The organism is Umezawaea endophytica (assembly GCF_025061645.1).
GTDB classification, from domain to species: Bacteria; Actinomycetota; Actinomycetes; order Mycobacteriales; family Pseudonocardiaceae; genus Umezawaea; species Umezawaea endophytica.
In genome coordinates, this window is sequence record NZ_JANYMP010000015.1 from 209,592 (window position 1) to 220,416 (window position 10,825).

The window sequence follows — 10,825 nt, forward strand, 5'->3', positions numbered from 1 at the left end:
CCAGGCCCCGGCTCCGGTTCGGCTAGGACAGGCCGGGCGGGGCCGGGTGCAGGACGGCGGCGTCCACGGGGGTGCGGGGCAGTGCCGGGCTGATGGCCCCGAGCACCGCCCGCAGCTCCTGCTCCAGCTCCGGGTGCTCCCACAGGACGGCGTGGATCGACCCGCGCCACTCCGTGGTGAACTCCGCCCTGGCCTGGGTCTGGCGTTCCAGCGGCACCAGGGCGAGTTCGTCGCGCGAGGCCTGGAGCCTGGTCGTGACGAACTCGACCCTGCGCGGTTCGCCGGAGCCAAGCACACCCGCGACCTCCGTGCGGACACCCGTCCAGAGGTGGGTGTCCATCGCCTTGACCAACGCGCCCGCGATCGTGCCCGCCAGCAGGCGGAGCCCCTCGTCCGGCATCCGTTTCCTCTCGAACCTGGTTCTCGCCATCAGTTCTCGCCAGTTCTCCCGTGGTAGTTCGGGCCGAACGACGAGCCCTTCATGTCGTTGCCGTCGAAGTTCTGGATGACGTCCGCGTTCTGCACGGAGCGCGGGATGCGGATGTCGTTGCCCGCCTGGTAGATCGCGGAGCCGCCGCTCGCGACCGCGTGCTGGTTCACCGAGCCGGTCTGCGCCGGGGGCAGCTCGGCGGGTTCCGCGGCCTCGTCGAACTTCATCGCGTGCACGTCGCCGTCCGGGATCCACATCCAGCCGTGGCCCTTGAAGTTCTTCACGGTCACGTCGACCTTGCGGAAGTCGGAGGGCTTCAGCGACGTGTGGCCCGCGGCGACGAGCGTGCCGTAGAGGTGGTCGGAGAGGACGACCACGAGGTCGGCGTTGGGGAAGTCCTCCAGTGCCTGGTGCGCGGCCTGGCTGTTGAGCAGGCGGCTGACCAGGACCGCGTCGTTGCCGGGGAAGCCGTTCGCGCCGTCGACGATGGCGCCGTGGTGCAGTGCCATCCGCATGCGGACCTTGGCGTCGGGGACGCGGTAGCGGTTGACCGACTGGAGTTCGGCGTTCAGCGCCCGCACGTAGTCGTCCACCACCGGTCGTTCCGGGCTGTCGGGTGGCAGCACGGCGAACTCCTCGTCGCCCTTGGGTTGGCGGTGCCACGTGGTGCGGTCCAGTCCGGCCACCTGACCCGCGCGGTCCAGGCTCTGGATCAGCAGTTCCTGGAGGATCCGCTGGAGCTGGTCGTCGGCCGCGCCGTACTTGCGCAGGTCGCAGCTGACGAGCAGGCTGCGCCGAAAGTTGGCCTGGTTCATGGCGAATGACCTCCGGGTGGGTTCGAACAGGCTGCTGCGCAGAGTCACTGTCCTGTACGACATCGGACGGAAAACCGCAAAAGTGCGGTCTTGTCTCAGTAGCTTGCGAATTCACGCAAACGCTGGAGGTCGGGAACGACCACGTTGCGCCTCAGATGGCTCACCACGACGCCCGCCTTGCGCAGATCGCTGAACGCCTTCTCGGCCGTTCGCGGCTTCATCCCGGCGATCGACGCCAGTTCGACTTTGGTTAGCGGGATTCCCAGCACCCATCCCTCGGCCTCTTCTCGACCATAGGTCTGCACCAACTCGCAGACCACTCGCGCGACCCTCTCCGCCGCGGGGTGCGAGAGGAAATCACGACGCCGCTGATTGGCCCATCGGAGCCGGTCGTTCGTCATCGCGAACAATTCGAGGAACGCGTCGTAGCGGCGGTGCAGAAAGGCGGTCAGCTCGGCGGCGCTGATCATCTTGGCCACGACGTCCCCGCAGGTCACCACCGTGGCCGAGCGCGGCTTCTGGTCCAGGGCCGACATCTCGCCCACGAGGTCGCCCGCGACGCGGATGGCCAGCAGCGCGGTGTTGCCGGTCTCGTCCGAGGCCTGGACCTTCACGACCCCGTCCAGCAGCAGGAGCACATGAGTGTCGCTCGCGTCCTGCTCGATGACTTCCTTGTCCGCCGGATAGCGAACGACCGTCCCGATGTTCAGGAGTTCCTGTCTCGGACCCTCGCGCAGGCGGCCCAGCAGGCTGTTCGACGGCCACGCGAGATCCTGTGTTGCTGTGGGCAATGGCATTTGGATCCTGGTTACTCGTCGGTACCGGCGGGCGATGTGAAAATCGAATTCAATCGTGAGCGCACACTCGTACCTGAGAGTAAGTGTGTGCGGCGGGGAGCCCGAACGTGCAGCGGAGAGTACACCCAATTGGACGCATGGCGCAGGCGATGCGTCTTATCGCCAATTCGATGATCAACTTCTATTGGGAATGGATACCGGACCGGCTGGAATTCCGCTGCTCCCACCTGCTGTGATCCGCGGCGGAACGGGAACAAGTCGGCGGGTGCCGAAGCTTGGACCAGGCAGCGCCCACGAGAAGAAGGAGCCCGTTGTGAGCCTGCTGTTCACCCCGCTCGACCTGCGGTCGGTGACCCTGCCGAACCGGATCGCCGTGAGCCCGATGTGCCAGTACTCGTCGGTGGACGGCCTGCCCGACGCCTGGCACCTGGTCCACCTCGGCTCCCGCGCGGTCGGCGGTGCCGGCCTGGTCTTCACCGAGGCCACGTCCGTCCAGGACATCGGCCGCATCTCGCCCGGTGACACCGGCATCTGGAACGACGAGCAGCGCGAGGCGTGGCGGCCGATCGCCGCGTTCATCCGCGAGCACGGCGCCGTGGCGGGCATGCAGCTCGCGCACGCGGGCCGCAAGGCCTCGACCTACGCGCCGTTCGCCGACGAGCACGGCGGCGTGCCGGACGACCAAGGCGGCTGGACGCCCGTGGGCGCCGGGTCCGAGCCGTTCGACGAGACCTACCGGACCCCGGTCGAACTGGACGAGGACGGCATCCGCCAGGTCGTCCGCGACTTCGCCGCCGCCGCTCGCCGGGCGGTCGACGCGGGTTTCCAGCTCCTGGAGGTCCACGCCGCCCACGGCTACCTGCTGCACCAGTTCCTGTCGCCGCTCACGAACAAGCGCACCGACTCCTACGGCGGCGACTTCCAGGGGCGCATCCGGCTCGCCGTCGAGGTCACGGCGGCGGTGCGCGCGGAGGTCGGCGAGGACGTGCCCGTGCTCGTCCGCATCTCCGCCACCGACTGGGTCGACGGGGGCTGGGACGTGGAGGACAGCGTCCGGCTCTCGCGCGCGCTGGCGGACGTCGGCGCGGACCTGATCGACACGTCGACCGGTGGCCTGGTCCCCGACGCCAAGATCACCTTGGGGCCGGGCTACCAGGTGCCGTTCGCGGACGCCGTTCGGAAGAAGGCCGAAGTGCCCACCGGGGCCGTCGGACTCATCACCGACGCCCGGCAGGCTGAGACGATCCTCGCCGACGGGTCGGCGGACATCGTCCTACTGGCGCGCGAACTGCTCCGCGACCCGTACTGGCCGCTGCGCGCAGCGGGTCAGCTCGGGGCGGAGGTGAAGGCGCCCAAGCAGTACGCGAGGGCGCTCTAGAAGGTCCCGAGACTTCAAGGGTTGAGCTGCTTGTGGCAGCTCAACCCTTGAGAGTCCCAGGTTGATTCAGCGACGGTAGTCGTCGTATCCGTCTTCCGACGGATCGTCTGGTCGCTCGTCGCTGAAGTGTCCATTCGCGGACTCGCCGCTGGACAGCTCGCGTTGCAAGGCGTCAAAGTCGGTGGAATGGGAGCTGTACTTAAGCTCTCGGGCCACCTTCGTCTGCTTGGCCTTCGCTCGGCCGCGCCCCATGGCTCGACCCCCTCAGACAGGGACGGGGGCGGCCGGGGGAACGGCGGCCCCACTCGTCTCGACAACTAGTTCCTGGTAACTACCGTACCGTGTCGATGGGGTTCCTCGCGACGCGGTAGGCCCTGGGAGTTGTGAGACGCACCGCCCAATCTCCTCCGAGGGCCCTCATGGCACGATGCACACGTGCCTCGACCGTTCGTCGCCTACCTCCGGGTGTACGAGCCGCTGTCGGCGCTCGAACCCGCGTTGGCTGATCAGGTGCGTCGCGCGCTGGAAAAAGGGCCGCTGAGCCGAGCCGACGCGGGCAACCGCGAACGAGAGCTGTGGTTGCGGTCACAATTGGCCACACCGCCGAGATTGCTCCCCGGAGATCGGTCGGACGGGCGTGGCGCGGCACCCAACGCGCCCTTCGACGTGATGACGATCAGCCCCGCCGAGGTGCCGACCAGCGACGCCGCCCGCGTCGGTCCCGGACCGCTGGTCTGCCCCCTCGACCTGCGGGCCCGCTCGGCCGCGGGCCTGATCGGCTTCCTCGCCCAGTCCTCCGGCCCGCTCCGCGAGGAGGCCCTGAGCACCGCCGCCGACGAGGCGCGGACCCGAGCGGCCTTCGTGATGGCCGAGCTGAACGCCGGGGCCGTCCACGTGGTGTCGACGACCTGGACGGTGCCGCTGCCGTGGTTCGCGCTGGTGGACCCGGACACCCGGCGGATCGTGCTGGCCCCGCAGAACGACCCGGCCCGGCAGCTCTCCTGGCGGGTCGCGATGGCCGACGCCCGCCGACGGGTGGCTCGGGCTCACACGATCGTGAAGCGCTCGATCGGGGAGAACGGCCCTGCTCGGGTGCTCGCCGACACCGGACGGTGGCTGGAGAACTTCCACCCTCACTCGGCCGTGGAGTTGGACTACGGCGGCCTGGTGCAGCTCGTCGAGGACAAGGACCTGCTGGAGGACACGTCCGCCCAGGACGTGAACGCGATCATCGACGCGCTGGAGGCCGGGGACTCGGAGGCGGTCGCCCTCCGGTACGAGTCGCTGCGCGAGTTCTGGTCCGAACTGGGCCTTCGGGAACGCCACGGCTGATTGTCGGTGCCCTCCTGTACAACTCCCGAGTTGGATCATCCGGGACGAGGGGGTTCGTCATGAGACTGGTGGCACTGGTGTTGGCGTTCGGGTTGCTGGGGTCCGGGGCGGCGGTGGCCGAACCGGGGTTCGTCCACGCCCAGGTGGTCCCGGTGAAGGCCCGTGACGTCGCGGGCGGCCCGGCCGTTGGGGCGGTGTACGAGGGGCGGCAGAGCCTGCCCGTGCCCTGCTGCGAGCAGGTCGTGCCCGTGGAGGACTGGGCGGGCGCCAGCCCGTTCGCCGTGGGGCTGAGGGTGCTGGGCGGCGGGGTGGACGGGGGCCTCGGCGGGGCCGAGGAGCACTTCCGCCTGCTGGGGCCGGACGGGCGGTCGCTGTACGCGCTGCTGGGGGCGCGGAGTTCGGTCGGCTGCGCGCCGGACGGTTCCACGCGCTCCGAGACGCCTCCCGTGCTGGTGAAGACGGAGGCCGGGGAGCGGTGGGTCTCGGGGGCCGAGCCCGACGCGGTCGGCGTGCCCGTCGGTGACGAGGTGGCCGACCTGGTCCTCACCAGGGTGACCGGTGAGGGCGACGTGGCCGAGTTCGTGGACGTGTGGCCGGGCGACTGGAGCGCCGCCGCGGGCTGGGTCGTCGACCTGCGGGTCGGCGCGGCCCACCACAGGTACCTGGTGGCGGGCGGCTACTGCGTCGGCCGCGCCGGGTAGGGGCGATCGGGCTTCGCCGGTGAAGGCCGGATCGTGGACCGCCGTGCCCCGGCAGGGCGGTCCACGTCCTCACGCCACCACGGCGGACCGGTCCCGGAGCAGCACCCGCGCCGCCACCGCCGCACCGGCCGCCAGCAGCAGCGCCGCCTGCCACGAGGTGGTGACCGCCACCCACCCGGCCAGCGCCGGGGTGATGGACGCGCTGAGGTAGTTGGCCGAGTTCTGCATGCCCAGCGCGGTGCCGCTGCTCCCCGGCGGGGCCAGTTCCGCCGCGGCCGTGACCGCCAGCCCGTTCCAGCACACGGCCAGGGCGGTGGTGGGGACCAGCGCCGCCGCCAGCAGCCAGACCGGGGCCTCCAGCAGCGCCGCGGACAGCAGGAAGCCCGCCGCGACCAGGACGGTGATCGTGCGCAGCGGGCCCAGTCGGCTGTCGACCCGGTCCGACCACACGCCCGCTCCCAACCTGCCCGCGCCGCCCAGCACCTGGGCCACGGCGAAGAGGGCGGACGCGGCGCCGAGGGCCAGGCCGCGGTGGTCGTGCAGGAGTTCCACCACGAGGGCGGCCGCGGTGAACTGGGGGACCACCAGGAGGCCGCTGGCGACGCTCAGCCGGATGAGCGCCGGGTCGCGCAGGACCACGCCCTGGCCGGTCGTGGAGCGGACCGCGTCCGGTGGTTCCCGGATGAACACGGCGACGGCCACGGCCACCAGCCCGGTGAAGCCGCTCAGCGCCAGGAAGGCCGCCGGGACGCCCGCGCTCGCGGCGACGGCCGGGAGGGCCACCGCCGCCAGCGCCGCGCCGAGCGGGGTGGCCGTCTGGCGGATGCCCATGGCGAAGCCGCGCCGCTCCCTGGTGAACCAGGACATGACGGCCCGGCCGCTCGCCGCGTTCACGCTGGCGCCGAAGACGCCCGCGCCGAACAGGGCCAGCCCCGCGACCAGTGCGCTGTCGGTGGCCGCCAGCGCCAGGCAGCCTGCCGCGCCGACGCCGCCGATGGTCATGACCAGGCGTTCGCCGCGCCGGTCCGCCAGCGCGCCCCAGGTGACGAGGGTGAGCATCGTGCCCAGGTTGACGGCGCCGATGAGCAGGCCGACCTGGGGCAGGGGCAGGTCGAAGTGGGCGCGGAGCTGCGGGATGAGGGCGGGGAGACCGAGGAACACCGCCGCGTTCGTGCCCTGGGCCAGCGCGCCCACCGCCAGGACCACCCACCTGTAGCGACCCGCCATGGCTGCACGGTAGGCCCGGCGTCCATCAGTCGGGAAGGAAATTCCACTAGTTGGGAACTCGTATCACTGGCCGATGCACGGTTAGTGCAAATGCACGTGCAACAGCAAAAAAGCCGCCCGGCACGCCCCGCGGGGCACGTCGAAGCGGCAGTGTCCGCCGTGCCCGCACGTGGTGCCGGGCGGTGTCGGCTACTCCTTGAGCCGGTTGTTCGGCCTGCCCCGCTCGCTCGCGAGCAGGTCGTCCACCGACGCGCTCCCGCGCTGGTAGCGGCCCGCGATCTCGGCGTTGAGCTGGTCCATGACGACCTGCACCTGGCGGCGGCGCTGGGAGACCGAGGCCTCCTCGCCGATGAAGGTGCGCAGGGTCAGGTCCAGCTTCTCGTCCGACAGCGTGCTGACGTCCGAGAGGTCGACGTCCGAGACGAGCGCTTCCACGTGCCGCTGGTGGGCGTCCGCCCGTGACGGCTCGTGGGACTGGTAGCGGCCGAGACCGGTCGACGGACCCACCGCGTTGGACGCGAGGATCGTCGCGAGCTGGTCGACCACGGACGAACCGCCATCGGTCCGCCGGAGCTTCTCCGCGCGCACGATGTCGATCCGCGCGTGCAGCAGGCGTCGGAGGTAGGAGAGGTCGGTCTCCTCTTGGGCCGCTTCGTCGCGCAGCGCGCGCACGTCGGCGAGAGGGCGCTGCTCGACGCCCTCTGCGTAGTCAGGGGCGAGCACCCGGTCGATACGGCGGCGTCCGCCAGGACGCACCTCGATCACGTACTCATCCTGAGGTAGATCCTGCTCAGCCGCCAACACGAACCTGCTTCCAAAGTGGTGTCAAACCTGTACCGGACCGTGCGCACCCAGTAGTTCCCGTGCCCCGGCCGCCGCGAGCGGTGGCCGTTGAGCGATCTTGGCCAGCCCCGCGGCGCGCGCCACGAGCTGGACGTCGTCCCGCGCCGCCTGGCCCTCGGCGTAGTCGGAGGTGTCGGCGGTGCCCACCCGGAGGTGGCCACCGGTGGCCAACGCCGTCAGCATCACCGGGATGGTCGACCCACCCAGCCCGGCCGCCGAGAAGGTCGCCCCCACGGGGAGAAGACGCACGGCGTCGACCAGGGTTGCCGCGTCACCCGGCAGTCCTCCAGGGGTACCCAGGACCAGACCGACGTGCACCCGGCCGTTCGGGGGAAGTCCGTGGTCGTCCAGGAGCCTGCGCAGCACGGCGAACTGGTCCGTCCGGGTGATCTCGTACTCCGGCGCGACGCCGCGGTCCCGCAGGGCCGTGTGGAGTCGGACCAGCGCCGCCCAACCGTCGGCGGAACCCGCCTCGGCGAGCGGGCAGGAAGCGCTGTCCGGCAGGGCGTCGAGGGCCCGCTCGTCGGTGACGTCGGCCAGTTGGACGAGCAGCGCGGTCTGCTCGCGCAGCCCCGCCACGGCGTCAGCGGTGCTGGTCAGACCGGTCGACGGGACCCGCACGACACCCGCGCCCACGCGCTCGACGGCCAGTGCGCCCGCCAGCAGCACCTCGATCGACCTCGTCGATCGAGGAACGACCGTGAGCAGCGTGCCGGGTGAGCCGGGGCGGGCCATGGCGAAATACTGGCACAGGTCCAGCCGCGGACGACGGGGGTGGCGGGCCTCCCGTCCACCGGACAGCCGCCCGGCATCCCGGTACCGGTTCCGGGAAAACCGGGCCCCGGACCGGGATCACGCCGTCAGCGGCCCAGGTTCCGCGCCGCCTCGCGGCCGAGCGCGGGGGTGTCCGGCGGGATCGAGTCCGGGTCGATGGACCCCTGCACGACCCGGTCGTCCACGCCGAGCAGCAGTTCCGCGTCCACCGGCACCGAGCGCTTGACCAGCGCCAACGCCACCGTGCCCAGCTCGTGGTGCAGCGCGACGCTGCCGACCCGGCCGACCACCCGGTCGCCGAGCAGCACCGGGTCCCCGGTCTCGGGTTGCACCTCGCGGGAGCCGTCGAGGTGCAGGAGCAGCATCCGCCTCGGCGGGCGGCCGACGTTGTGCACCTTCGACACGGTCTCCTGGCCCCGGTAGCACCCCTTGTCCAGGTGCACGGCGGAGCCGATCCAGTTGACCTCGTGCGGAATGGTCTTCTCGTCGGTGTCCAGGCCGAGCCTGGGCCGCAGCGACTCGACCCGCAGCGCCTCGAACGCCCACGTGCCCGCGGGCCGGGCACCGGCGTCGGTCAGCCGACCCCACCAGGCCACGAGGTCGGCGCGCGGCACGGCCAGGTCGACGGCGTCGTGGCCGGGCCACGTCATCCGGCGCGCGAACCCGCCGTCCGGCAGGGCGACGGCCTCGTCCGGCTTGCCGGGCACCGGCACGTCCAGCTTCGCCAGCAGCGCGGCCACGTCCGGTCCGACCAGCGACAGCACGGCGAACTCCGCCGTCGCGTCGCGCGGCTCGACCTTCGACCAGAACCGCATCGAGTCGAGGTACTTCAGCAGCGGCTCGGTGGTGCGGGCCTCCACGTCGAGGTACACGGTGCCGCCGACGTTCGCGACGACGGCGTGGTGCTCGACCCGGCCCTGCACGTCGAGGACCAGCGCCTCCGTGCCCCTGCCCTCGGCCAGCGCGGCGAAGTGCTGGCTGGTCAACGAGTGCAGCCAGCTCAACCGGTCGTCACCGGGCACGGCGATCACGCCGCGGTGCGAGCGGTCGACGACCGCGACGGAGCGCGCCGCCGACCGCTGCTCGGCGAACGGGTCGCCGAAGTGCCATGGCACGCCCTGGTCGGGAGCGCCGTCGAACGGTGCGACGGCGCCCGGTGCGGTGAGCAGCGGTGAGTTCACTCGGTCTCCAGTTCCAGGCATTCCCGGCACGTGCCGGACAGCGCGAGGTGGCTTGCGTCCAGTTCGAACCCGTAAACCCTGCCGAGTGTTCCGGCCAGCTCCTCGAGCAGGTCGCACGGGATCTCGTCCATCCGCCCGCAGCGGTGGCACACCAGGTGCACGTGCTCGTGGTCGTCGGCGGAGTACGTCGGCGCGCCGTGGCCGAGGTGCGTGTGCCTGACCAGCCCGAGCTTGTCGAGCAGGTCGAGCGTCCGGTAGATCGTGGTGATGTTCACCGTCGACGCGGTCGCCTGGACCCTGGTGCAGATCTGCTCGGGTGTCGCGTGCTCCAGTTCACGCACCGCGTCGAGCACGAGCTGTCGCTGGGGTGTCATGCGCATGCCGCGCTCGTGCAACGTCTTGCGCAACGCCTGCCTGCCACTTGCGGTCTCCACCATGCCGATGGTAGGCCGTGAGTAGTCTGCCCGTATGCGCGTGCTGGCACTTCTCGACGGAACCCTGGCAGACCCCGACGCCCCGCTGCTGCGGGTGGACGACCTCGGGTTGGTGCGCGGCGACGGGATCTTCGAAACGATCCTGGTCGTCGACGGCAAACCACGGGAGCTCGACCCCCACCTCGACCGGCTGGCCAGGTCCGCGGCGATCCTGGAACTCCCGGAGCCCGACAGGGCGGCGTTCGAGCGGGCCACCTCCCTCGTGCTGGACAACTGGTCCGGCGGCGCGGAGATGGCGCTGAAGCTCGTCTACACGCGCGGGATCGAAGGCGGCGACGGCACCCCCACCGGGTTCGCCCTCGGCCTGCCGATCAGCGCGAAGGTGCTGGCCCAGCGCGCGGCGGGCATCTCGGCCGTCACACTGGACCGGGGCATCGAGCCGGGCCTGGCCGAGCGCGCCCCGTGGCTGCTCCTCGGCGCCAAGACCCTGTCGTACGCGGTCAACATGGCGGCGCTGCGCGAGGCCGAACGCCGCGGCGCGGAGGAGGTCGTCTTCACCACGTCCAGCGGCAGCGTCCTCGAAGGCCCCACGTCGACCCTGCTGGCGGTCAACGGCCGCACCATCACCACCCCGCCGGCCACCCTCGGCATCCTCCCCGGCACCACCCAGGCCGCCCTCTTCCGCGCCGCGAAGCGCGAGGGCTGGACGGTCGTCGTCGAACCGATCCCGGCCGCCGACCTCCACACCGCCGACGGCGTCTTCCTGGTGTCGAGCGTCCGCAAGGTCACCCGCGTCCACACCCTCGACGGCAAGCCGCTGACCGACGCCTCGGCACTCGCGACCGAACTGGCGGACCTGTACGAGTCGGAGTACTAGAACCCCGTCGTCGGGCTCCTGCCGGAGCCCGACGAC

13 protein-coding genes are annotated in these 10,825 nt (G+C 71.3%); 4 read left to right on the forward strand and 9 right to left on the reverse strand.

The annotated features are described in order from the left end of the window. Positions 1-22: 22 nt before the first annotated feature. From NZH93_RS29045 to NZH93_RS29055, 3 genes are all read right to left on the reverse strand, one after another. Complete coding sequence (locus NZH93_RS29045; protein ID WP_259626407.1) at positions 23-400, reverse strand: hypothetical protein; 378 nt, start codon at positions 398-400, stop codon at positions 23-25. 29 nt (positions 401-429) lie between these two features. Then, positions 430-1,245 carry a hypothetical protein gene (locus NZH93_RS29050; RefSeq protein WP_259626408.1) on the reverse strand — a complete coding sequence of 272 codons (816 nt, stop codon included), beginning with the start codon at positions 1,243-1,245 and terminating at the stop codon, positions 430-432. Positions 1,246-1,340: 95 nt separating this feature from the next. Beyond that, positions 1,341-2,042 (reverse strand): Crp/Fnr family transcriptional regulator, encoded by a 702-nt coding sequence (locus tag NZH93_RS29055; protein ID WP_259626409.1) that lies wholly within the window; start codon positions 2,040-2,042, stop codon positions 1,341-1,343. A 313-nt stretch (positions 2,043-2,355) separates the two neighbouring features. On the opposite strand from NZH93_RS29055, the gene NZH93_RS29060 reads away from it, so the two are divergent. Then, positions 2,356-3,420, forward strand: a complete 1,065-nt coding sequence (locus NZH93_RS29060; RefSeq protein ID WP_259626410.1) for an NADH:flavin oxidoreductase/NADH oxidase — start codon at positions 2,356-2,358, stop codon at positions 3,418-3,420. Between the two features lie 66 nt (positions 3,421-3,486). On the opposite strand, the gene NZH93_RS29065 is transcribed toward NZH93_RS29060, so the two are convergent. Then, the gene (locus NZH93_RS29065; RefSeq protein ID WP_106196235.1) at positions 3,487-3,672 is read right to left on the reverse strand and encodes a DUF3073 domain-containing protein; all 186 of its coding nucleotides are present in this window, start codon (positions 3,670-3,672) and stop codon (positions 3,487-3,489) included. 183 nt (positions 3,673-3,855) lie between these two features. On the opposite strand from NZH93_RS29065, the gene NZH93_RS29070 reads away from it, so the two are divergent. Together NZH93_RS29070 and NZH93_RS29075 are read left to right on the forward strand one after the other, a co-directional pair. Continuing rightward, positions 3,856-4,752: a DUF8083 family protein gene (locus NZH93_RS29070; protein ID WP_259626411.1), complete on the forward strand. Its 897-nt coding sequence runs from the start codon at positions 3,856-3,858 to the stop codon at positions 4,750-4,752. A 59-nt stretch (positions 4,753-4,811) separates the two neighbouring features. Continuing rightward, the gene (locus NZH93_RS29075) at positions 4,812-5,453 is read left to right on the forward strand and encodes a hypothetical protein (RefSeq protein WP_259626412.1); all 642 of its coding nucleotides are present in this window, start codon (positions 4,812-4,814) and stop codon (positions 5,451-5,453) included. Between the two features lie 69 nt (positions 5,454-5,522). On the opposite strand, the gene NZH93_RS29080 is transcribed toward NZH93_RS29075, so the two are convergent. The 5 genes from NZH93_RS29080 to NZH93_RS29100 form a co-directional block, all read right to left on the reverse strand. Continuing rightward, positions 5,523-6,680, reverse strand: a complete 1,158-nt coding sequence (locus NZH93_RS29080; protein WP_259626413.1) for an MFS transporter — start codon at positions 6,678-6,680, stop codon at positions 5,523-5,525. Between the two features lie 189 nt (positions 6,681-6,869). Next, the gene (locus NZH93_RS29085) at positions 6,870-7,445 is read right to left on the reverse strand and encodes an RsiG family protein (protein WP_259626414.1); all 576 of its coding nucleotides are present in this window, start codon (positions 7,443-7,445) and stop codon (positions 6,870-6,872) included. Between the two features lie 60 nt (positions 7,446-7,505). Continuing rightward, positions 7,506-8,258: a 3-keto-5-aminohexanoate cleavage protein gene (locus NZH93_RS29090; RefSeq protein ID WP_259626415.1), complete on the reverse strand. Its 753-nt coding sequence runs from the start codon at positions 8,256-8,258 to the stop codon at positions 7,506-7,508. A 125-nt stretch (positions 8,259-8,383) separates the two neighbouring features. Continuing rightward, entirely contained in the window at positions 8,384-9,478 is a 1,095-nt protein-coding gene (ygfZ, locus tag NZH93_RS29095) for a CAF17-like 4Fe-4S cluster assembly/insertion protein YgfZ (RefSeq protein WP_372506905.1), read from the reverse strand. Next, the gene (locus NZH93_RS29100; RefSeq protein ID WP_259626417.1) at positions 9,475-9,912 is read right to left on the reverse strand and encodes a Fur family transcriptional regulator; all 438 of its coding nucleotides are present in this window, start codon (positions 9,910-9,912) and stop codon (positions 9,475-9,477) included. Before NZH93_RS29100 ends, ygfZ begins: the two co-directional genes overlap by 4 nt. A 34-nt stretch (positions 9,913-9,946) precedes the next feature. On the opposite strand from NZH93_RS29100, the gene NZH93_RS29105 reads away from it, so the two are divergent. After that, positions 9,947-10,789 (forward strand): aminodeoxychorismate lyase, encoded by an 843-nt coding sequence (locus NZH93_RS29105; RefSeq protein ID WP_259626418.1) that lies wholly within the window; start codon positions 9,947-9,949, stop codon positions 10,787-10,789. Positions 10,790-10,825: the final 36 nt, after the last annotated feature.